Source organism: Sphingobium sp. CECT 9361, from assembly GCF_918741285.1.
Taxonomy (GTDB): Bacteria; Pseudomonadota; Alphaproteobacteria; order Sphingomonadales; family Sphingomonadaceae; genus Sphingobium.
Genome location: NZ_CAKKNC010000010.1, coordinates 111,083 through 131,950 on the forward strand (window position 1 = coordinate 111,083; position 20,868 = coordinate 131,950).

Consider the following 20,868-nt stretch of genomic DNA (forward strand, 5'->3'; position numbering starts at 1 on the left):
CTATGTTTCCATGTCTCGCTTTTGGATCTGGGTTCGCTGTTTGCTGGTTTTTCGGGTTCGCTGTTTGGATCTGAGTTTTGCTGGCTGTTTTTCGGTTTGCTGAGTTTTGCTGGTTTCGAGTTTTCGGTTTCGCTGGTTCTGATTCGCTGTCCATGGAAGGGCGTGGCCACGCCCTTATAAGGAAGATCGGGACAGTTCGGGTCGATTTCAAGGCTTGAGACAGGGGGGCAAAAAAAGGGCGCGCCAGCCTTAGCGGCGCGCCCTCCTTCGTCGGCGGGATGTGGACGGAGGCTAGGCCCATTCCAGCCGCGAAGTGTCGTCAGCATCTGCGGTCGCGAGCAGCTGATCGAGCCGGTCGAGATAGGCCGTCACGCCGTGCTCGGCGGCGCGTCGCCGGACGGCCGGATTGGCGAGCCGGGCGCGCACCGTGTCGATCGGGATTTCGCCGACGCTGTCGGGGCGAAGGCCAAGGCCTTCGAGCAGTGCAAAGGCGTTGGCGGCGGCCAAGTCGAGCTCCAAGCCCCGATCGGACGTCAAGGCGACCCGCAGGTGAATCATGCCGGTCTGCTCGATGCGATAGACGCTCACGCGTCGGCAACGAAACTGCGCTTCCTCGACGACGCTGATGACGTCGGTTTGGAAGTCGAAGACGCGAGTCACCGCGGCAAGCGCCAACGGGCAGACGCGCGCTTCGAAATGATAGGACAGGAACGCGTCCTCGTCCGCGTCAGGATCGAGAAGTACAGTGCACGTCCGCTCGCTTTCCTCGCGAAGGAACGCTCTGAAGGCGGCGAGCTGGCGGGCATTTATGGTGGCGATCGGACGAGGCTGATCGTCGGCGGCGGTAGCGATGCGGAACGTGATGGACATCTCGTCCTCCCCTGTTGAACCGCTTCTCCTGCCCCCCTCCCCTCTGACCGCTTCGCGAGCCTGATCTGTGGTCGCGGGTCTCGATCGGCGAGCGCAGGCGCTCAGTCCAGCGCGGCGCGAAGGGGCTCGATGCCCCTGAGCGCCGCATGTCGACACAAGAAAAGAGTAGAGAGGCCCCGGCCGAAGCCAGGACCTCTCCACAGGGGGCTCACGCCCGCTGTGCGGTGCGCTGGTGCGCGAGGCGGACGATGTGCAGCGGGACGCCGGCCTGCCGCAGCTTTTGGGCGAGGTTCTGCTGGATGCCCGACCCTTCGCAGATGACGGCTTCGACCGGCTTCAGATTGAGGATGCGGTCGTTGCGGACAAAGGCGGCGCGGTTTCCCTGGCTGCGGTCGAGGCGGAACTGGATGACCTTCACGCCGCGCGAGGCCGCCCAAGCGTGCGCCACGGCATCGCATCCCTTGGCCTGCGCCGTGGTCGCGAGGATCATTTCCGGGATGCGCGCCTTGATCCCGTCGAGGCCTTTCCAGAGCAGATCGGCATCCTCCCACGCCTGGCCTCCAGAGAAGGCCACCACCGGGCCCTCGGGGGCGAACTGTTCCCGGCGTTCCCGGGCACGTGAGGCCAGATAGTCGCGGGCATCGATCATCGAGGCGTTGAGCGCGCTCGATACCCGGCTTCCCCGCACCGGTGAGAAGGGCTTTCCGGTCTCGACGCGGTACATTTCGGCGGCATGGTCGCGCATGCACTCCATTGCCTCGCGGCACCCCTGCAGCGTCTGGCAGAGCAGTTGCGTGTCCTCCAGTTCGGTCGCGTAGATTTCGGAAGGGTCGTAGCTACGGGCGAGTTCGCCTAGCTTCTTGGCCGCATCGTCCTCGCGGCCTTCGATCCGCTTGGCGACGACATGGAAGCTGTTGGCGAACCCCCAGACCAGATCGGTGGCAAATGGCTCCATGCGCGTGTCGCGCAGCACATCGAACATCGTCTGCATCATCATTTCGACAGCCGCTCGCACCTGCTCCGGATCGGGCATGTCGAGAGCTTCGGGCGCTTCGACGATGCTCAGCTTCGCCATCTCGCTATGCTCGATGAACGCACCCTCGTAGGTTTGGGTCAGGTCTTCATTCTCGCGCGCTGCCGCAATGTGGCTGGCGAGGTCGGCGAAGTTCGTGAAGTTGGTCATGATAGCCTCCATGAATCTCATCCATTCGATGAGGCTTCTCATTCGACGTGCGGCGGTCGTGGCAGTCAGGGACGTTAACCGGGAAGCCGGCGCAGCCGGACCCCTGTTAACGCCGCGTGAGCGGGGAGCGGGGGAGCCGATTTTCTCGTGGCCCAGAACGGGAGCGAAGCGAGAGTGGCGGGCCGCGTGAAAATTGGGGGAACCGCTCATCCTTGACGGGCTCGGATCCCCGCACGTCATATCTAGGCATTCAGAGAGAGAGATTTTTTAAGGCACTCCGCTTGCCCCAGGCGCCATCGCAAGGTGATCGTCACCCGAAGGGCGGAGACCCGTGAAACGGGGCTCCGGGAGGCGATAGCCGAGTAGAGCGCCGGTCCCGGCTTTGCCGGGATGCGTCGAACTGTCTGCCCGCGGTGCACTCTGGTTGCCCAGATGTTGGTCGCGCAGGACGTGCCGATCTGACAGTTATGGCTTCATGAGAAACAATTCCTTTGGCCTGCCCGAGAGCACCGTCGATCGCTTCCTGCGCGAAGAGCGTGAGCGTGCCGCCCTCTTCCGCAATGCACTTGGCGGCAATGCGATCGCCGACGCGGTCAAGCAGGCGAAGACAGCCAGCGAAATGCTGCGCGGGCTGGATCTCGACGCACCCTATCGCGGGATACTCGACACGCTTGAGCGCGATCGGAGGGACCGCGAGAGCTTGAAGCACCTGACCAGCAACGCCTGGGCACTTTCGGTTACGGACACAGCGCGCCGGTTCGCTGAGCAGAATACGTCGTTGGTCGAGCAGCAACGTCATCTGGCTTCTTCGGTTCTCGACACCGTGAAGGCGTTCGATGCGAACAAGTCGCTCGTCGCATCGGCGATCGCGTCCGCCAGTGCCGGCGCGACCTACAAACGCATGATAGCCGAGGCGCTGCCGCGTTTCTCGACCTTCAGTGCGATTGCCGAGCGCATGCTCGTGATCGACACGCTCACGCTGCGCGCGAGCGTCGATGAGCGGGAAACCGCGACGTCGTTTGCGGCGCGCAGGGTGATCGAGATGCAGCGGGTCGCCGTGGCGATCGCCACGGCAGAGACGGACGAAGACACGGCCCGCCTGCAAGGCTCTCTGTTCGACCTCGTTCTGAGCTTCTTCCAGGGCCTTGGTCCCAACACCCTGCCCGAGTTGCAGCGTATGGGTCTGGTAGGCTTCATCAGTTTCATCCTGACCCTGCTGGGTGCTTATGCACTTATTCCGCAGCAGCCGACGATGAGCCCGCAGGAGAAAGCAGCGTTCAGCACGCTGAACCAGAAGATCGATCATGCGCAGGCGGAGCATCATCGTTACCATGAAGCGGCGGCGCAATCCGAGGCGGCGTTCCTGGCGCAGCATGCGCGCGCCTATCTCTCACGCGATGCGACGTTTCGAAATGCCCCGGCCCGCGATGGCGCCGTCGTCTTGAAGGCGCCGAAAGGCACCGAAATTGCGGTTGAGGAGAGTAAGGGCCGGTGGCGCAAGATCATGTTCCGTGACCCGCTTTCCGACCAGTTGGCGCGGGCATGGGTCTATTCCACGGCTGTGGCCCCGCTCGCCGCTCCGATCTCCGGAGGCGGAGAATAGGACGCGAGCTGACAGGCCGAAATATGCTATAAGTCGGCCTCGATAGGCAGCAGCACGATGTGATTCCCGTGCCCGCCATCGGTCAGCAGCATCAACGACGCGAGGCGCGGGATGGACGAGGCACTGCTCAAGGAAGCCGCCCAGGCACTGGCGGCACGGCTCAAAGCGTTGCTCGACGCGAGCATGGCGAGCCAGATCACGCTGTCGCGCGACGAGGCGCTCCTTGCGCAGAGTTTTGCGCAGAGCGTTGCGGATCTGCTTGGAGCCGCGCCGCGCCACGACTAAACGTTTACAGGAAACCGATCCTTGCGAAGCGAGGCGGCGCCTTCGGCGCCGCCCGCCCCAGGGTCAGAAGAAGTCGATGCTGTTGGCGATGATTTCGCAGCCGTAGCGTGTCACGCCGTCACGGTCTTCCCAGCTCGAATAGTGGATCCGGCCGGAGATCGCGACGACGTTGCCCTTCTCGCGGGTCGCGGCGGATTTGCCGAGGCCGTTGAAGCAGGTGACCTTGTGGAATTCGGTCTCCTTGGCCGTGTAGCCGGTGGCTTCGTCGACATAGGTCTTGCCGTCCTTGAGCTTCACGCGGTCGGTTGCGACGATGAGGGAGGTGACAGTGCCGCGGGTTTCGGGATCCTTGGCGACGCGGCCGGTGATGTTGACGATGTTCATGGGCGTGCTCCTTGTTGGGTCCGACGGCCTTCCCGCCGGTGACACCGAAGAGCGGCGTGCGGGATCGCATCGCACCGGAGCGCTAAGCGGAGGGAAACCCCTGGAGGGAGCTGGCGCGGGCAGCCGCGAAGCGGCAACACGGGCGACAGGATGGGGTTGTGTTGCGAGACCGTCCGCCGCAGGTGTCAGTCAAAGGCGAAGGAAGGCGGGCGAACCCGGCCAGGATTGCCTTGCGCCATCAGTCCATCACGGTCTCGGCGATAGTCCGTCCCACTGTGCGTCGCAGTCTCATTCACCGGGGAGACCGCGGCCAAGCGACATCAGTCTTGGCAGGCCGGTCGCCGATTCAGGGGCGGTCGGCGAGCCAGTTTTCGACAGTGAGCGCGCAGATGCGTGAAAATTCGCCGACATTGGCCGTCACCAACGTCGCTTCGAGTGCATAGGCATGGGCAGCGATGAAGAGGTCGTTCGGACCGATCGGTTTGCCCGCGCTCTCCAACTCGGCACGGATCCCGCCATATTCGGTGTCGGCGGGGACATCGAGGGCGAGTACCTGAACGCTTCCAAGGATCGCTTCGATCTGTGCCAGCAGTTTGGGCGAGCCCTTCTTCGCGCAGCCGTACCGCAATTCCGCCGCTGTGATGATGCTTACGCATATCGAGTCTGGTCCGACCTCGGCGATCCTGGACGAGACGATACCGTGCGGATTTCGCGCGAGCTCAGACACGATGTTGGTATCGAGCATGTAGAGTTTGCTCACAGATCAATTGCCCTGGTTGGCAGGAGCGTATCGTCGATATCGGGAAACTGGTCGTCCGGTCCGAGCGGCTCGAGGCCTGCGAGCACCTCGAGGATGTTTTTGCGTTTGATCGGCTCGAGCACCAATCGGTCGCCTTCGCGGTGGATCATCACCCGGTCGCCGGGCAGCTCAAAGTCGGCGGGAATACGCACCGCCTGGCTTTTGTTGTTTCGGAAAAGCTTCACTTCACGCGAGACTGAAGCCTGAGGATGATTAGCTGCCACGATGGCCTCCTTTGCATATACATCAACATATACATGCTCGCCGAGCATGCAAGTGCGCCGACCGCACAGGATGACGGATTCGAGCGAACGAAAAACAGGACCCGCTTCGCCAGGTGAGCGAAGCGAGCCCTGTCAGGATCTAAGCGCCGAGAAAGAAGCGCGTCAGAGGACGGGTGGCGACCGATCAGTCGGCCATTTCGGGCGTGCGACGCTTGCGGCCGCCGGCCGCCGCGGGCTCGCTTCCGAACGCGCCGTCGGCCGAGGATTCACCCAGACCGTCGCCACCCGCAGGAGCAGCCGGCTCGTCGGCGCCCGGCAGCGGCGGCAGGCCATCGTCGGCTGCGGCAGCGTCGGTGGGCGCATCGCGGCGGCGGGTCGGACGTGACCACACGATGTTATACGAGCCATCCTCCTGGCGGAACGCCGAGATGTAGAGCGGCTTGTCGAGGCTCGGGTCCTCGATCTTGCCATTGAGGAAGGTCTCGCCAGTCGAGTTGGAGGACAGCTCGAACAGCGCGCCGACCTGGACCCATTGGCGGGCAGCCGAAAGGGCGAGGATTTCGAACTTGGGCGCGCGCGGGTTGGCGGACTGGACGGTGCGCAGGGCGATCACGATTGCGACGGTGAGCGTCGAGATCTTGCCGGTGTAGGTGCCGCTGGCGTTCTGGGTGATGGTGCCGATGTTCATGGGAAGTCTCCTTGAGTTGTGCTGCTCGAACCCCTTGTCCGAACACACTCTCTCTCCCACTCAGCTCCTCGGCCGTTCGGCCGAGCAAGGCGCGCCAGCGCCGCTCCGACGGACGCCTCTTCGGCGCCGTCGGGTCGTTCCTGATCGTCTCAGGGGCGTATGAAGACGTCAGTTGGTGGGCGGCGTTGCCGGCTTTCGCCACAGCGCAATGATGTCTTGCATCTCTTCAGCGAAACCCAGGCTGTCTATATAGACGGCGCCGCGGTCGTTCTGACCGAGAAAGCCGATGACCGTCGTGATGTCGTTGGCGATCGCAACGTCGAGGCCGAACATATCGGCGATCTCGAAATGGCCCAGGTCCGGGCCGTTCCACCAGGCCATCAGGAAGTTGGCAACGCGGCGCGCCTGGCCGGTGTCGGACATCGCGATCGGCAAGAGGCGTGTCAGCGCCGCGCGCGCGGCATCATAATCGGTCGGAATCGAGGTCATCGTCTGTCTCCGGGCGATGAAGCTATAGGTCTGCATCTGTGGCGCAACAGCGAAGTCGATCAGAAGGCGGAGTAGTTATTCGACATGCGGCAGTCCTTCCGCATCCAGGGTGGACTTCGACGATACCCCGAACTGGGGCAGAACGCCTTCGACGACGAGCGGCGGCACGGTGAAATCCGCTGCGGCGAAGTGTGCGAGGGTTGCCTCGAAAGAGCCGAGCGTTTCGAGCACCTCTTGCGGGATGACAACGATGTCGTCTTCGGTCGTCGCGTAGGAGGTTAGCGTCCCGTCGCCCTGGTGAACGACACGCTCGGGGCCCCACTGGCCGGAATAGCCGCCCGACCATCTGGCAAAAGGGACAAGTCGCTCGACGCACCAGCTTTCGAGTTCTCCGAAACGGCCCCACGCGACCTCGTGCGCGTAGAGGCTGAGGGGTCTGCCGACGGCGCGGTGGTGCGGCGCGAAGGCTTCTCCGTCCCATTCGGTGGAAAGGCCCTCGTCGCTGATCAGTGCGACAAGTTCGGTGTATGCCGATGCCGAGAGCGATCCGCCAATCACGATCGATGCTGAGACACGGTCTGCAATAATGGCTCCTAGATCATCGGTGCGCCGGGCACACGACGGTGAGCGCTGCCGGCAGTGCCGACGACGCGGGTGGATGAGTGAAGACGGCTCGTCGCGAGCGTGAGCGCCTCAGCGGATCAGTGGATGGAGCCGAAGAGCGACCGCTTGGCCGCGGCCTGGTGGCGTCCGTCTTTCATGCCGGTCGTCTGACGCATTTCAGCATCGAGCCTCTCGGCGAGGTCAGGGGGCACTTCGACATGGGGCGCGACCACGTCGATCACGGCCTCGGGCGTCAGCATTTCGCCGGGTTCGGTGCCGAGCCAGATCAGGGCTTCCCCTTCATCTGGCTCGTCCTCGGTGCGGAAGAACACCTGTGCGAAAAACGTCTGCAATGGGCGGTCCCAACCGACGGTCGCGCGGACGACATGCGGCTGGTCGGCCTTGGGCTGAAGGTCATGTCGGCTCATTGGGTCGTCCTCCGAATCCTGTGTTGTACGTGGCGAGCAGCGCCCTCGGCGCTGCTGATCGCCTTGCCGGCCGCCGAGGCTGCCTGACGCGCGCCGGCCTGCCGAAGCAGAGTACGGGCTTCGCGCAGACGCTCAACTGCTATTGCTATCGCCTGCCCATGTTCGGGCCCGGCCGGTGTAATCCGCCGCATGGCTGGTCTCCGGAGTGGCTGTCGAAATTTGCGCGACGCTCAGTCGTCGCTGGGGAGCATGATCGTCATGACCCTCACCGTGACCAGCGGGTCAGCGGGGTCTTCGGACCCCCATTCGAGCGTGAGGTCATAATAATCGATCGTGAAGCGGACAACGTGGCCAGCGATGACGAGATCGCCCCGCGCCCGCTCGCGGCCATCTTCGGGCCTGAAGACGTACCGACGGATTGCGGCCATCAACTCGGCCTGGGCCAAAATCTGAGCAACCTTGCCCCCCTCCCCTGCGAAGGTCGCGAGACAGGCGGCGGTTATGACGATGCGGCCGGTCGGATCCAGACCCTGGCGGCAACGGTCGTTGAGCGCGGCGATCCGTGACATTCGGTCGGTCATGCTGCCTCCATCCGGCCAGCGTTGAAGCTCTCGAGCCATTCCTCCATCGTCGGACGCTCGCTCACTGGCACGAGGCCGGCGGCGTCCTGGAAGCGGACAAGCTCGGTCGGTGCGTCGCGGCGGATCGCATCGATCTCGGCCTCGGGAAGAAGGCGCTCCGCGCGAATGAAATCGGTGATCCTGCCGGGTTTGGTTTTGGTCGACCGGCGCCAGAGACCTTCGACGGTGCGAAGGCGCGGTTCGGCCCGCGCCTCGATGAGGACGATCAGGCGCAGGCACCATTGCGGCAACGCACGCACCTCATCGGGCCGGATCGCGCCGCAGAAAAATTATGCCGTCATTGAGACGCTTCATTAAGGTTTTGACGGTCTCGTGATCCTGCCCCATCTTTGGCCAGAAAGAGACAACAGAGCAGGCTCACCAAGTGCCGTAAACGGGGGTTTCAGTGCATCTTTTCACGTTCGATCCGTGGCTGGGAACCGAGCCGATATTCGTTGATGGCAGGGTGATCCGGCCAGCCCTCGATGATGCTGCCAAACGGAGCGGAGCCCGATACTTACCCGAATCTGGCATCCCCACTCTCCTCAATCCCGACGGGAGCCCTGTTGCCGAGCTCAATTCGTTCGTGTCGTTCCTGCGCGGCGATGGCGTGTCGCTTGCCAGCACGGGCCACTATGCCCGGGACCTTCAGGTCTTTGCCCGCTACCTGCGGGACGCGCATTCGAAGTCGTTACTTGACGCATCCAGTGCGGATGTCGGGAAATACCGTGCCGTTCGGCTCGAGGGGCCGGGCGACCTCCGACTGTCGGGATCGTCATGGAAGCGCACTTCTGCCGCGCTGACGCGCTTCTATCAATGGGCCGCCGGTGAGGAAGCGAGCCTCATATCGTCGGCACCGAAAACCAAGTTCCGCCGTGATGGCGCGGTTGCCGAAGACACGATCCGTATGATCCCACTTGAGGATTACGTCGTGTTCCGGGACCAAGGCCTGTTGGGTCGGTGTCAAGCGAACAACGTGGCTCATCGTCGGAATCCGCTGCGCGATGCTGCGTTCGCCGAGCTGCTCGTGACGACGGGTGTCAGGCTTGAGGAAGGCGCCAGCCTTCTGATCGGCGAGCTTCCCATGGCGAGCGCCCGTGTCTTCGAGGGCTGTCGCAGCGCCTTGATCGACCTTCCTGCGACAATCACCAAAGGGCGCAAACCCCGATCAGTGCCATTCCCGAAGCGGGTCGCCGGCAGCTTCATCGACGCCTATGTCCGCGAAGAACGGAGTCAGTTGGTTGATCGCTGGCGTCGCGCTGGCGGCGTCCGGACGATGCGACAGCCGCTTATTGGGAGCCTCGCGGGCGGGCGACGCATCCTGATCCAGGGCGAACAGCGCCTCCGACCATTGGCAAACCTGCGCATCGATGAGCGACGTAATCTCATATTGCTGCCTGAACCGGATGCTCCGCTGGAAATCGCGCAACCAGCAGCATTGTGGCTCGCGCAGGACGGAAATGCTTTGACGCCTGCGGCCTGGCAGTCGATCTTCCGCCGCGCGAGCGAGAAGCTGTCGAAGGCCAAGGGCTGGGAACTCCACGTATCTCCTCACACTCTGCGGCATACCTTTGCGGTCTATTGGCTCACACACCTCATCAAGGCGGAGGTGATGAGGCTCGACGGGCGATCCCTCCCCAATCGAACGGAAGAAATATATATGAAGATCGTCAGCGACCCGCTGCGGCGGGTCCAGCGATGGCTTGGCCACTCCAGCATCATGACGACGCAGAAATATCTGACCTATGTCGATGAGGCCTTTGAGATGATCGATCAGGCTGCCGAAGCGTTGGACACTCGTCTGTTGGGCTTCTTCTAACCGTGGGCCGGTCTCGCCTCTTGTTCGACCGGTTACCCCCGGAGGCGCCGGAGCCGGAACCCGATGCGATCGTTGCCTATCATCATCGTGACGGCGTCGGCCGCGAAATGACCTGGTTGCCGCACGACGTCGGAAACAAGGGGCTTGGTCGAGATCTCGCCTTGCATCTTGGACCGATGATGAAGGAGCTGTTCTCGGGACTGGCCGTCCCGAGCGTCGAGCAGTATCGGCAGAGCTGGATACCGCTTGGGAAGCGCCTGACGTCCACCGGACGCATTGACGGTGGGCTTCGCGTGGTCACTGCCGCCGACATCGACGCCTGTGACGTGCTGGGCCAATACTCGCGGTTCCGGTGTCTTATTTACGGCCTTCGCGTGATCGACGAGCACAACCTCGATCTGCTGCGTCCAGATCTGAAGGCGCGGATCAACTTCACGAGCCGTCACAACGGGAAGGCATTGCGGCCTCGCGAGCCGTTAACGCCGTTCGTTGCTCGCGTCCTGAAAGAGGCGGTCGATCGCAGGGTGGTAGCCGCACGCGACAGGATCGCTGCGGGATGCGATCAGGTCGAGGCTTTGCGAAACAAGCTGGACAGAAATCGCTTTGAGGATGTGTTCCTGCATGTCGCAGACGGCGCGCGTCCCGCTCGAAGCGAGTTCGACCTGTTCAAATATCGAAAGGTTGCCGTCTCCGCTGCGAGCGATCTTCTCGTTCTGACGCTGCCCGACGCGATCTACTTCATCATCGCGATCGCGCTTCGCGTCGAAATGCCGATAGAATGCTTGCGAACGCTTCGCCGCGACTGCCTTAGAAATCCTGCGCGTGGCTATGTCTCGATCGAATACACGAAAGGCCGGGGTGGCGTTGGCCCCAAGATAAAGCGGGAGCGTGTGCGAGACGGCGGGATCAATACACCTGGCGGGCTTGTCCGCCTCGCTCTGGAACTATCCCGACCCGCCGCCGAGCGAATGACCCAACGAGGTGACCCGGATGCGGATTACCTATGGATCGGCTTCGTAGCGGCCGGCCTGCCAAGCTGGCGCCGGTTCAGACTTTGCACCCAGAACTTCTACGCCGCCATCCGGAGTCTCGGCCTCGTTGACGACGCCGGCCAGCCGATAAGCAGGATCGTACCTGCCCGGCTGAGGAAAACGGTCAAGCGCGATAACTATTTGCGGCACGCTGGTCACCTTCGCCGCTTCGCGAGCGATCACTCACCAGTTGTTGCCGCTCGGCACTATGCCGCGGTGGACGGGTTGCGAGAAGAGCATGCGCGTTCGGTTGAGGTTGCCGAAACACAGCTGTTCGACATGGCTATGGCGCCACTGGTGCTTCCGCCGACAGAGGAAGCGGGTGCGCTTGCATCCGGCCTCTCGATCGCAGACCGAAAGCTCGATCCGGGCGCGGTGGCATCGTTGGTGTCGGGCGATACCGATACGTTCCTCGGCATATGCTCCGGCTTCTGGTCGAGTCCAATGGGGCGTAACGACGACGGCTCCTGCGCCATCGCGTTCACAGGCTGCCTCCATTGCGCGAACGCGGTGTTCACGGCGCGAAAGCTGCCAGCGTTGTTGAGCTATCTGACATGGCTCGATGACCACCGCGCGGTCATGACCGAAACGGAGTGGCGCGAACGGCATGGCGCCGACCACGACCGCATCACGGCGCAAATACTCCCAGTGTTCGCTCCCGGTAATATCGAACAGGCGCGATCCGTTCTGGGAAGCACAGCTGTCGCGCCGGCGCTGCCCCCACATCTCCTGCGAAGTTGAGCGTGCGACCGCTGCTGGAGCGCACCGAGGCATCCTGGCGGATCGATCGTTCGGCGCTGGTGATCCCGCCCCACATGGTCGTGAGCGGCCGCGCGGAGCAGAACGTCTCGCTCGTCGGGGACGATGAATGGTTGCTGGAATGCGCCATCGCGAGGCCAGCAAAGGGCCATGAATCGCGAATCCGCTTGTACCGCATCGCTGATATCGATGAGCGGGAACTGATCCGGGAATATCTGTTCCTGTCGTTGCACTACGAGCCCCGCGACGAGGTGCGTTGCCGTCTCGGCACCCTCAAGCCTAGCTCGCTGATGCATATGAGCATTATTGCGCGGCAATTTTTGCGCGAGGTGCGCGAAACCGGGCTCCAACTGCATGAGATCGATCAGCCGTGGCTGGATCACTGGCTCTCGAAAAAGCGCCATCTCACGCCGGCAACGCTGGTTTACAAGATCGTCGGAATACGGCGGCTAGCGCTCTACGCCCCATTGATGTCGTTCCGGGGCATAGAAATAACACCTTGGGGCAACCGCACAGCGACACGGGTCGCGGGATACCGCCGCGGCGGAGAGAATGTTACACCGAGAGTACCGGAGGCCATCACCGCACCAGCATTGCGCTGGGCCATGTTCTACGTCGATTACGGCATCGACGATATCATCGCGCGACGTGATATAGCGGCGGTCGACATGGAAGCACGTCGGCAACGAGTATCGCCGAAGGTAAGCGACCAGCGACTCCGGGCCTATCTGGATGCACTCGACACGGCAGGTTCTGGAGTACCGGTCACTCCCCAGGCGCAACCCGCCTGGCCGGAAATCTGCAAGGCGAGCGGCCTCGGCGTCGCAGTGCTGAAGGCGCGGTCTACCGTCATTGAGGAAGCGATGTTGCGGCTTGGAACCGAACGCCCCGGCGCCAGCAGTCGCTGGACCTCGATGCCCGGGACGAACGTCGCTTGGAGGTCCCATCTTCCAAGCTTCAGTAGTCGTTACGCCTTCATACCCGGCATGGCCGCCTGTTATCTGGTGATCGGGCTCTTGTCGGGAATGCGCGGCGAGGAAGTGGCCGCGCTCAAGCGTGGCTGCCTGCGCGTCATCCGCGACGAACATGCCCGCATCGTCCGGTACGAACTTGTCGGTAGAATCTTCAAGGGCCGGGACAACGTTGATGGCGCCGAACACCACTGGACGGTCGTTGAGCCGGTAGCGCGCGCCGTCTCAGCAGCAATACGGCTGCAGGATCACCTTCGCAGGGTTATCGATGCCGGATCATCGCCGAAAGATGATGACCCGTTGTTCATGACGGTCCAGACCAAGGGAGTTGGCAACGAGCGGCTGACGGCCAACCAATCGACGAAGTACCTGAATTACTTCGTCAAGGAGTGCAGCAAACTCGCCAACGAGATGGTGGCGATGGCGCCAGACGAGGCCGGGCCTATAACGGCACTGTATCATATCCCCGACCATGACGGTGAACCCTGGCGATGGCAAACGCGCCAGCTCCGCCGCACGCTCGCATGGTATATCGCCAGCCAGCCCTTCGGGGTGATCGCAGGCATGCTGCAATATGGTCACGCCAGCGCCATCATGTTCGAAGGCTATGCGGGCACCTCGGCGTCAGGCTTCCGCTCAGAGATCGAAGAGGAACGTCGCCTCGCGCAGCTCGGTGATATCGTCGAGATGTATGAGGACTGGAAGGCGGGGATCGATCCCGGCGGCCCCATGCGATCCAAGCTTGTCGCCGATTTTACAAGGATCAGGAACAAGATCGGTGATCTGCCCGGCACGGTCGTCGGTGATCGACGACACGCGAAAATGCTCTCGAATACCGCGGTGACGCTTCATCCGGGCTTCATCAACGACTGCTTCTTCTATGCTGACCATGCCCTCTGCCTGAAGGTCAAAGGAGCCGACGCACAGCCGGCATTTACGAAGTGCCAGCCCTCTCGATGTCCAAACAGCGTGGTGGCGAAGCGCCATGTGCCAGCCCTGCGGTCATGCATCGCAGATGCGGAGAGCATGAAGAGTGGCAAGAATGTGAGCCCGATCCAAAAGCACGCCATCGAGGCGCAGCTCGATATCTACAGGCAGTTACTGGAACAGGTCGAGCGATGACGGCGGAATCGAACCCAATGCAGAGATCGAAAAGCACCGTCGCACTGCTCGATGCCTATGACCGGTTGCGCGAAGGCAAAGGCAACGCCACCGATGGCAAGCTGAGTGTAACCAACGTCGCGCGCGAAGCCGCCGTCAGCCGGGCGACGGCATATCGCTGCCCCGAACTCCTCGCCCGGTTCGGTGAGCATCCAAGGCCAGCGAAGGCCAAGCCAAAAACTGTAAGCGGCAATGCCGAGTTGCGCGACGCGGTCAATCGGTTGCTCAATCGGATCGTCATGCTGGAGGCGGCGCTGGAAGGAAAGGATGCCGAAATCCGGCAACTGCGCTCAATGCTGCCAAAAATGCAGGAGGCAAGTTCGTGATGCGAGCGAGTCGGTCCGCCTTCGGCGGTTGCGCTCGGGGCAGTTGCAAAGTGCAGTAGCGCTTTGCAACTGCCCCGAGCGCTTCGATGGTCGGGAACCGTCTCAAACGTTGAATAATTTTATACGCCTCGAAACAGAGACTTACCGTGAGACGAGACACCATCTGCAAACATAAGAAGAAGCAGCTCGATTTGCGCGGGACCGGCAGACCGGCCGCTTCGATGCGAGCGGTGCAATGGTCGCGCGTCCAGCGCCACTCGCGCAGCGGATAGCGACAATCGAAAAGCGGGTCGTCGATCGCTGAGGCATGGGCATAGCGGCGCGTATCCGCAGGAGATGCGTCATAACCGATCAGGCGTGTGACCTTATGCCCGCGCGCCCACGCGGCCTGGGCCGGCGCCCATCGCTTGAGGAAGGCGTCCTGTGGCGCGACCTTCCATTTGAGCGAGCAGCTGTGGCGTCCCAGACTGATGCTGGGGAGCGTCGCATTGGTGAGCACGTTTGCGAGGATCGAATAATATGGAGGCCAATGCTTGAAGCGTCGGGGCACGTAACGGACGACCTCATAAGGAATGCGGCGCGCCGCCATCCAGGCGGCGATCAGCTTTTGATACTCATAGGTCTCCGGTTTCTCGGCACCGGGGTCGGCCGTCAGGACCAGATCCGGCGGCTCCCCGCGCGCTGCCAGCTCGACAAGCAGCGTCTGAGCGGAACCGATTAACGCCCTTTGCGGAAGCAGTTATACTGAACCGGTAATTCGAGTCGTTCCCGTAAGGAGAATAGCGGATGCCGGCGTGACCGACAAATCTGCCCGTTTGCGTTCTGGCGCAACGGTGCGGTTCGCCCGAAATCCGGCAGGACGGCCGGGGCAAAGATCGTGCACGGGTTGGTATCAGTCGATCAAGGCTGGCGATGCGCTACCTTATGAGAGCCTGCTCGAGCGCGATGCGCTGTTGCTTCTCGACTTCGATCCTGATGTTGCACAGTTCGGGGTGCAACCGGAAACGTTCGTTTGGACGGAAGCGGGCCGACAACGGCGTTACACCCCCGATATCCGGCTGGAGACGGTGGGCGGCGCGGTCATCTACCGGCAGGTGAAACTGGCCACGCGATTGGCGGCTGACCCGACCTTGGGCGGACGGTTGCCAGCAATCGAAGCCGAGTGCGCCGCGCGTGGCGCCCGGCACGAGATGTGGCTCGACACCGATATCCGGCGACAGCCACGCTTGTCGAATGCGCGACGGCTGCGCGCAACGGTGGCGGTGCTGGCGGCAGAAAACCTCCACGCGATCCACACCATAATCACCCGCCTCCCCTTTCCGTCGAACCTGGGCGTAGCCGCCGAGGCACTCGGCGGCCGACCCGTGCACGTCAACATTGTGCTCGGCCTCGCGGCAGTCGGCGAGCTTGTGGTGGATCTCGATCGACCGCTCGATGACGACACGGTCCTCATGCGGGGAAGGAATGCGAAATGAACGCAACGCCGATGCGCTTCCAGCAAGGCGACACGCTCTCGATCCGGGACGATCAAGGTCAGGTGGCGCTCTGGTTGGTGATCGAGCGCAAGCGCCGTGGCTATCTGTTACGACCGCAGAGCGGCAGCGATGCGCGAACATGGAGCGACGATGAAATCGACATCGTCTATGGCGCCCGGCGGCTGACGCATCATCCTTGCAATGCGGACGGCCTGCCCAAGGCGATCGCCGAGACGCTGGAGAAAACCTGGGAGTTCTGGCCCGAAGAAATTCGCCGCGAGGCCGAGCGCAGGGACACCTATGTACGCATGGTCGACGCGATCCGCGGCGAGCACCCGACACTTATGGGCGCCTATGCCGCTGCCGCTGAGGTCGTGTTCGACGCGCATCATGAACAATGGGAACGCGAGGATACCGCGCTTGCGGCCCGGATGGCCGCGGAGCGGCGAAAAGGGAACGGCGAACCGCGCCGCACCAAGGCAGCGGCTCGGCCCAATCCTTATACAGTGCGGGCGTGGTATGGCGTATGGAGCCGACACGGCCGGGATATCCGGCTCCTGATCCCGCATTATCATCGGCGCGGGGCACGCCAACCCCGCTATGCGCGCGAGGACGGCGATCATCCCGATACCTACAAGCTCATGCGGCAGGCCGTCGAAGTCTGGTATTTGGGCATGCCGCGGCGGCGGAAGAACTATGCCTATCGCCGCTATGTCGATTTGTGCCGCGAACAGAATGTTCCTGCGGTCAGCGACCGGACCTTCCGCGTGTTTATCCGCGACAATTATACCGAGCGGCAGGAATATGAGCGTCGCTTCGGTCGGCGCGCAGCCTGGCTGAAGTTCGGCATCTTCGAGCGGCGGAGCCCGCCCGAACGGCCGCTCGAAGAAGTGGAGGTGGATCATTGCCTGATCGATCTGGTGGTGGTGCATCCGGAGAGCGGCCGCGCCTTGGGGCGGCCCTGGCTCACCGCGCTTCTCGATCGCGCCACCCGCATGATCGTAGGGGTGCATCTGAGCTTCGAGGCGCCGTCCTATGCCTCACTTCAGAGAGCGCTTGCCCATTCCTTATGGAAGAAGGATCTCTCCGGGCTCGCCGATATTGAGCATGACTGGCCGTGCCACGGCGTGCCCGAATGGCTGATCTGCGACAACGGCAAGGAGTTCCGGTCGCAATCGCTGCAGTCGGCCGCCAGGATGCTCGACATCGGCATCGTCAATCTGCCGGTGAAAATGCCATGGTTGAAGGGCGCGGTCGAGCGCGTGTTCCAGACCATCGGCGTGCAGGTGTTCAGCCATGAGGAAGGGACGACATTGTCGCGGACCATGGATCTCTATGATCCGGTGGCGCGGGCAAGGCTGTCGCTCGAGGATGTGCGTAATCGTATCCTCAAGTGGATCGTCGACGACTATCATCAAAGCGTCCACGATACGTTGAAATGCACGCCCTATGAGCGCTGGCGAGAACTCAGCGCGCTTTACCCGGTGCGCCCGGTTCCCGACTTCGACCATATTGTGCGGCTGACCGGAGAGACCTTCTTCCGGCGCATCTCCAACATCGGCATCCAATATGAGGGTCTGCTCTATGCTGATCGGGAGAAGCTCGAACCCCTGCTGGCGCGCCGCAGCGGGTTGGAGAAGGACTGGGAGTTACGCTACGATCCCTATGATCTGGGTGAGGTCTGGCTGCTCGACGACGAGCGCGGCGAATGGCTGATGATCCCGTGTATCGACCAGAGCATATCGCGGGGCGTCTCCAAATATCAGCACAAGATCCATCGTTCGATAGCAAAGCGAAGCCTGCCGAAAAATGCGCCGGTGACGGTCGCCGATCTCGAAGCGGCGCGCGGTCTTGCCGAACAGACGGCGGGAGAGCTGCAAAGCAAGGCGAGCAAAGTCCGCAGCAAGACGCGGGCGGCGCGGTACGAGACCGACGGTCGCTACTTTACGCCGATCGAAGGCCAGAAACGACCGCCTAAAATAGGAACGCAGGGACCGGCGGTAGAGACCGCACCACCTGCGGCGAAACAGATACCGGCGCCGTCGCCTCCCATCATAGATCTCGACGCGGACATCGAGGCTCTGGTTGCACAATGGGCGGACCCGAAGCGATGACACATCGTCGCGCCGCGAAGTTATCGGCACGGCCAGCGGTGCCCGACGCCGTGCTTGCGTTCGAGACCACGGTGATCCCGCATACGCGTCACACGGAAGCGAAGGCGGCGATCCACGAGTTACATGGCCGATACCGCCCGCGCGGGGACAGCCGACGCTTCAAGGCCCGGGCCCTGCTCATTATCGGCTCTGCTGGGTCCGGCAAGACGACGGCGCTCGAGGACTATATGGCCGACTATCCCGACAGCGCGACAGAGGATGCCGATATCCGCCGCATCGTTTACGTCGAAGCACCGGAGCGGACGACGCGACGGGCGCTGGTGGGGGCGATCCTCGGCGCCTACGGCTATCGTGCGCGGGACCATTGGAACACCAGCGAGGTGATCGAGAAGATCGCCTTCTATGCCGAGGAGACGGGCACCGAGATGATCTTCATCGATGAAGGGCATCACATGGTGAACGAGAATAATCCCGACATGACGGCGGAAGTGACCGAGTTCATCAAGTCTTTGCTCAACCGTGTGAAAGTCCAGATCGTGATCGCGGGTCTTCCCCGGCTGCTCGACATCTCCGTGCCGGGCGAAAAGACGATGCAACTGCGCCGTCGGCTGCAACCGACGATCATTCTCAAGCCCTATGACTGGGCGAGCCGGAGCGGCCGCACGATGTTCTCTGGCGTGCTCGGCGTCATGGAAAAGATGATGGGGTTGCCGGATGCGTCCGGCCTCGCGAAGCACGAGATGGCGAAACGCATCTACGTCGCGACGGGCGGCGAGATCGGGATCGTCTCCAAATATCTGAGCCAGGCGCTGAGCGTGGCACTGGCGATCGGCCAGCGGTCGATCGATCTGAACCTGTTGGGAGAGGTTCATGCGGGCTGGCATCGGATTTATGAGCCCGACGTCAGGGATATGCTGGACTTCGATGCGATCCTTGAGGATGAACCGTCAGTTCCGAGCGGCGGCCCGGCTCACCACGACAACCCCTTCCTGTGTTCGGCCGAACGCCTGCGCGAGATCTGGCTGCGCGACACAGTACCTCCGTCGCCCAGGACTATGAGCCGCGTCACAAAGCTGCGCGGAAGCGGCGCGCAACCCCTGCGGCCCTTCGTGCGCGAGGGATTATGACAGCACCGGCAACTCGACTTGCGTTGCGGGTGCGGTCGGCAGCGTTCGAGCCAGGCTGGGCACTATTCAACCGGCTTGCCCTGCGGCATGGCTGTGAAACCCAGTTGGAATTTGCGCGTCAAGTGCCGCTGGTCGACCGGACCGACTTCGTTCGCGATATGGAGCGTGGGCGACGCTTCCACGATATCGCGCGGCTCAGCGGCGTCCCGCTCGAAGTATTGCTTCGCAACTCGATAATGCAGACCAAGGGTGGGAGCGTCCTTGCAGGTGAGCTTGTGAGCCGCAGCGGCAATATCAGCTATAGTTGTCACTTCGCCCGTATCTGCCCGGACTGCATGCGATCGGATATCGAGCAGGGTCAAGGGCCGGTCGCCTGTCGGTCGTGGCGGCGATCCTGGTGGGATCTGGCGAAGGTATCGAGCTGTCCCAATCATGGTCGGGTACTGCTGGCGATCTGTCCTGTCTGTCGGCATACGTTCCGCCGTTCGGACCTGTCACCAGCGCGCTGCACGTGTGGGCACGATCTGACGCAGGAATGTACCGAAGCGGTCACGTCGGATGACACGATCGGCGACGCCTATCTTATCGGCAGGCTTGGTGATGGCCCCCGTATCTCTCACGCGTTCCTCGACAGCCTGACGTTCGCGGACGCCGCCGAGATTATGCAATGGGTGGGCTCGGTCGCACGCTGGGGCAGATCGATCGTCAGCTGGCGGCGGCAGGAGCCTGCGGAGCGTACCCGCACAATGGCGGCGGGCTTTGCTGTCTGCGAGGACTTCCCCGACCAGTTCGAAAAGATGCTGGACGGGATGCTGGCGGCATGTCCGCTCAAGCGTCTGACGCCCGTGGGTGTCTATGGGCGTCTGCAATACTGGCTCGGCCTGTCCACCAGTCCGGCTCTCGACCCAATCCGGGAGACCGTCAAGAATCATGTGGTGAAGAATGTGCCGATAACAGCAGGCACCATGTTGTTCCGCCAACCCGCAACAAAAGGCGATCTCACCACGCTAGGCGGTCTGGCGAAGCTCTGCGGCGTATCCGCTGAACGGATCGCGACCGTAGCCGCCGCATTGAGGTTGATCGACTCGCTGCCCAGCAACGCCCGGGGTATGGTCGTACCGAAATCCCTCGAGGAGCCGTTGACGGCCTTCTTCCGCGAGTCCTGTTCTCCCGAAGACGCACGGCGTCATCTCGGCGTCGGTCTCGGGCTGTTCAAGGCGCTCATAGCGCGACACTATCTTCCCCGCGCCTTCCCGCTTGGTGGAGCGTCGATCCCGGCGCAGTATCGTCTGGCAGATCTGGACCGCTTCCTTACTGCTTTGCACAGTGATGCGCCGTTCGTCACAGCGCCGCCGCGAGGCAGCGAGACGATCCTGCGGGCCGTGCGCATCTGTTATCGGTCCTCGGAGGCGATTATCGGCGGGCTGCTGCGTGGCCAGATTAAAGCTACGGGCCGCTTGCGCGGCGAACGAGGCATTGCGCAGATACTGGTTGATACCGACGCGGTGATCACTGGCCTCGAATATGAGGACGATCCGATGTTCATGCTCATCGCGCAAGCTGCGCGGCACCTCGGCGTGACCATCCCGACGGTTGCAAGGCTCAAGCAAATGGGATGGCTGACAATCGACAGGAAACAGACACCGCTCAGGATCATGCCCGCCTTACGGCGAGCAGAGGTCGAAGCGTTCGGCGCGCGCTTCGTCAGTGCTGCCGAGTTGGCGCGTATCCCCGGCAAAGCTACCCATGCCGTCAGGGTTCATCAACATCTGCGGAGCGCCGGTCTGGTGCCGGTGATCGCTGGAAGCCGAAAGCTGCAGCCCTTCTATCACTGCGAGAGCGCCGAAAAAGTGATCCGTGGGGTCTATCGTGATCGGTTGCCCGAAACGACTGCAGCGATGTGAACGGA

General features: G+C 62.6%; 20 protein-coding genes and 2 pseudogenes. 10 read left to right on the forward strand and 12 right to left on the reverse strand.

Going from position 1 to position 20,868, the window contains the following annotated elements; all coding sequences use genetic code 11:
• Positions 1-291: 291 nt before the first annotated feature.
• Both LQ220_RS15050 and LQ220_RS15055 read right to left on the reverse strand, forming a co-directional pair.
• A complete protein-coding gene (locus LQ220_RS15050; protein ID WP_230189005.1) occupies positions 292-870 on the reverse strand; it encodes a hypothetical protein in 579 nt (192 codons plus the stop codon).
• A gap of 208 nt (positions 871-1,078) precedes the next feature.
• Positions 1,079-2,053: a DUF2493 domain-containing protein gene (locus LQ220_RS15055; protein WP_161731455.1), complete on the reverse strand. Its 975-nt coding sequence runs from the start codon at positions 2,051-2,053 to the stop codon at positions 1,079-1,081.
• Positions 2,054-2,528: 475 nt separating this feature from the next.
• On the opposite strand from LQ220_RS15055, the gene LQ220_RS15060 reads away from it, so the two are divergent.
• The gene (locus LQ220_RS15060) at positions 2,529-3,656 is read left to right on the forward strand and encodes a hypothetical protein (RefSeq protein ID WP_230189006.1); all 1,128 of its coding nucleotides are present in this window, start codon (positions 2,529-2,531) and stop codon (positions 3,654-3,656) included.
• Between the two features lie 111 nt (positions 3,657-3,767).
• A complete protein-coding gene (locus LQ220_RS15065; RefSeq protein ID WP_230189007.1) occupies positions 3,768-3,941 on the forward strand; it encodes a hypothetical protein in 174 nt (57 codons plus the stop codon).
• Between the two features lie 63 nt (positions 3,942-4,004).
• Here LQ220_RS15065 and LQ220_RS15070 read toward each other — a convergent pair whose 3' ends face one another.
• From LQ220_RS15070 to LQ220_RS15110, 9 genes and pseudogenes are all read right to left on the reverse strand, one after another.
• Entirely contained in the window at positions 4,005-4,325 is a 321-nt protein-coding gene (locus tag LQ220_RS15070) for a single-stranded DNA-binding protein (RefSeq protein WP_230189008.1), read from the reverse strand.
• Positions 4,326-4,671: 346 nt separating this feature from the next.
• Positions 4,672-5,070: a type II toxin-antitoxin system VapC family toxin gene (locus tag LQ220_RS15075; RefSeq protein WP_230189038.1), complete on the reverse strand. Its 399-nt coding sequence runs from the start codon at positions 5,068-5,070 to the stop codon at positions 4,672-4,674.
• Between the two features lie 11 nt (positions 5,071-5,081).
• Positions 5,082-5,396, reverse strand: coding sequence for an antitoxin (locus LQ220_RS15080; RefSeq protein WP_230189009.1), 315 nt, complete (start codon positions 5,394-5,396; stop codon positions 5,082-5,084).
• Positions 5,397-5,532: 136 nt separating this feature from the next.
• A complete protein-coding gene (locus LQ220_RS15085; RefSeq protein ID WP_230189010.1) occupies positions 5,533-6,036 on the reverse strand; it encodes a DUF736 domain-containing protein in 504 nt (167 codons plus the stop codon).
• 168 nt (positions 6,037-6,204) lie between these two features.
• Complete coding sequence (locus LQ220_RS15090; RefSeq protein WP_230189011.1) at positions 6,205-6,525, reverse strand: hypothetical protein; 321 nt, start codon at positions 6,523-6,525, stop codon at positions 6,205-6,207.
• A gap of 75 nt (positions 6,526-6,600) precedes the next feature.
• On the reverse strand, positions 6,601-7,083 hold the full coding sequence (locus LQ220_RS15095) for a hypothetical protein (RefSeq protein WP_230189012.1): 483 nt from the start codon (positions 7,081-7,083) through the stop codon (positions 6,601-6,603).
• Positions 7,084-7,226: 143 nt separating this feature from the next.
• The gene (locus LQ220_RS15100) at positions 7,227-7,556 is read right to left on the reverse strand and encodes a hypothetical protein (protein ID WP_230189013.1); all 330 of its coding nucleotides are present in this window, start codon (positions 7,554-7,556) and stop codon (positions 7,227-7,229) included.
• Between the two features lie 230 nt (positions 7,557-7,786).
• Positions 7,787-8,137: a DUF3768 domain-containing protein gene (locus tag LQ220_RS15105; protein ID WP_230189014.1), complete on the reverse strand. Its 351-nt coding sequence runs from the start codon at positions 8,135-8,137 to the stop codon at positions 7,787-7,789.
• A pseudogene (locus tag LQ220_RS15110) lies at positions 8,134-8,475 on the reverse strand (hypothetical protein); the annotation flags it as partial. The pseudogene LQ220_RS15110 and the gene LQ220_RS15105, both read right to left, overlap by 4 nt.
• 107 nt (positions 8,476-8,582) lie before the next feature.
• Between LQ220_RS15110 and LQ220_RS15115 the strand changes: the two are divergent.
• From LQ220_RS15115 to LQ220_RS15130, 4 genes are read left to right on the forward strand one after another with little or no spacing between them, the layout of a single operon-like run.
• Complete coding sequence (locus LQ220_RS15115) at positions 8,583-9,995, forward strand: tyrosine-type recombinase/integrase (protein WP_230189015.1); 1,413 nt, start codon at positions 8,583-8,585, stop codon at positions 9,993-9,995.
• Between the two features lie 2 nt (positions 9,996-9,997).
• Positions 9,998-11,767, forward strand: a complete 1,770-nt coding sequence (locus tag LQ220_RS15120) for a hypothetical protein (RefSeq protein WP_230189016.1) — start codon at positions 9,998-10,000, stop codon at positions 11,765-11,767.
• A 2-nt stretch (positions 11,768-11,769) separates the two neighbouring features.
• A complete protein-coding gene (locus LQ220_RS15125) occupies positions 11,770-13,878 on the forward strand; it encodes a hypothetical protein (RefSeq protein ID WP_230189017.1) in 2,109 nt (702 codons plus the stop codon).
• 17 nt (positions 13,879-13,895) lie between these two features.
• On the forward strand, positions 13,896-14,243 hold the full coding sequence (locus tag LQ220_RS15130) for a hypothetical protein (RefSeq protein WP_230189018.1): 348 nt from the start codon (positions 13,896-13,898) through the stop codon (positions 14,241-14,243).
• Positions 14,244-14,412: 169 nt separating this feature from the next.
• Here the strand turns inward: LQ220_RS15130 and LQ220_RS15135 are convergent.
• A pseudogene (locus LQ220_RS15135) lies at positions 14,413-14,982 on the reverse strand (hypothetical protein); the annotation flags it as partial.
• A gap of 55 nt (positions 14,983-15,037) precedes the next feature.
• Here LQ220_RS15135 and LQ220_RS15140 point away from each other — a divergent pair.
• The 4 genes from LQ220_RS15140 to LQ220_RS15155 are packed head-to-tail and all read left to right on the forward strand — an operon-like array spanning position 15,038 to position 20,863.
• The gene (locus LQ220_RS15140; RefSeq protein ID WP_147418834.1) at positions 15,038-15,718 is read left to right on the forward strand and encodes a hypothetical protein; all 681 of its coding nucleotides are present in this window, start codon (positions 15,038-15,040) and stop codon (positions 15,716-15,718) included.
• The gene (locus LQ220_RS15145) at positions 15,715-17,832 is read left to right on the forward strand and encodes a DDE-type integrase/transposase/recombinase (protein ID WP_119750653.1); all 2,118 of its coding nucleotides are present in this window, start codon (positions 15,715-15,717) and stop codon (positions 17,830-17,832) included. Before LQ220_RS15140 ends, LQ220_RS15145 begins: the two co-directional genes overlap by 4 nt.
• A complete protein-coding gene (locus tag LQ220_RS15150) occupies positions 17,829-18,959 on the forward strand; it encodes a TniB family NTP-binding protein (RefSeq protein ID WP_230189019.1) in 1,131 nt (376 codons plus the stop codon). Before LQ220_RS15145 ends, LQ220_RS15150 begins: the two co-directional genes overlap by 4 nt.
• The gene (locus LQ220_RS15155) at positions 18,956-20,863 is read left to right on the forward strand and encodes a TniQ family protein (protein ID WP_230189020.1); all 1,908 of its coding nucleotides are present in this window, start codon (positions 18,956-18,958) and stop codon (positions 20,861-20,863) included. The genes LQ220_RS15150 and LQ220_RS15155 overlap by 4 nt, the downstream gene beginning before the upstream one ends.
• Positions 20,864-20,868: the final 5 nt, after the last annotated feature.

What these genes read in the sequence shown, in the direction of transcription:
- LQ220_RS15130 (WP_230189018.1), top strand. Translation starts at nt 13,896, where the DNA reads ATGCAGAGATCGAAAAGCACCGTCGCACTGCTCGATGCCTATGACCGG.
- LQ220_RS15065 (WP_230189007.1), top strand. Translation starts at nt 3,768, where the DNA reads ATGGACGAGGCACTGCTCAAGGAAGCCGCCCAGGCACTGGCGGCACGG.
- LQ220_RS15055 (WP_161731455.1), bottom strand. Translation starts at nt 2,053, where the DNA reads ATGACCAACTTCACGAACTTCGCCGACCTCGCCAGCCACATTGCGGCA.
- LQ220_RS15085 (WP_230189010.1), bottom strand. Translation starts at nt 6,036, where the DNA reads ATGAACATCGGCACCATCACCCAGAACGCCAGCGGCACCTACACCGGC.
- LQ220_RS15070 (WP_230189008.1), bottom strand. Translation starts at nt 4,325, where the DNA reads ATGAACATCGTCAACATCACCGGCCGCGTCGCCAAGGATCCCGAAACC.
- LQ220_RS15105 (WP_230189014.1), bottom strand. Translation starts at nt 8,137, where the DNA reads ATGACCGACCGAATGTCACGGATCGCCGCGCTCAACGACCGTTGCCGC.
- LQ220_RS15150 (WP_230189019.1), top strand. Translation starts at nt 17,829, where the DNA reads ATGACACATCGTCGCGCCGCGAAGTTATCGGCACGGCCAGCGGTGCCC.
- LQ220_RS15090 (WP_230189011.1), bottom strand. Translation starts at nt 6,525, where the DNA reads ATGACCTCGATTCCGACCGATTATGATGCCGCGCGCGCGGCGCTGACA.
- LQ220_RS15145 (WP_119750653.1), top strand. Translation starts at nt 15,715, where the DNA reads ATGAACGCAACGCCGATGCGCTTCCAGCAAGGCGACACGCTCTCGATC.
- LQ220_RS15100 (WP_230189013.1), bottom strand. Translation starts at nt 7,556, where the DNA reads ATGAGCCGACATGACCTTCAGCCCAAGGCCGACCAGCCGCATGTCGTC.
- LQ220_RS15075 (WP_230189038.1), bottom strand. Translation starts at nt 5,070, where the DNA reads ATGCTCGATACCAACATCGTGTCTGAGCTCGCGCGAAATCCGCACGGT.
- LQ220_RS15060 (WP_230189006.1), top strand. Translation starts at nt 2,529, where the DNA reads ATGAGAAACAATTCCTTTGGCCTGCCCGAGAGCACCGTCGATCGCTTC.
- LQ220_RS15050 (WP_230189005.1), bottom strand. Translation starts at nt 870, where the DNA reads ATGTCCATCACGTTCCGCATCGCTACCGCCGCCGACGATCAGCCTCGT.
- LQ220_RS15080 (WP_230189009.1), bottom strand. Translation starts at nt 5,396, where the DNA reads ATGCTCGGCGAGCATGTATATGTTGATGTATATGCAAAGGAGGCCATC.
- LQ220_RS15155 (WP_230189020.1), top strand. Translation starts at nt 18,956, where the DNA reads ATGACAGCACCGGCAACTCGACTTGCGTTGCGGGTGCGGTCGGCAGCG.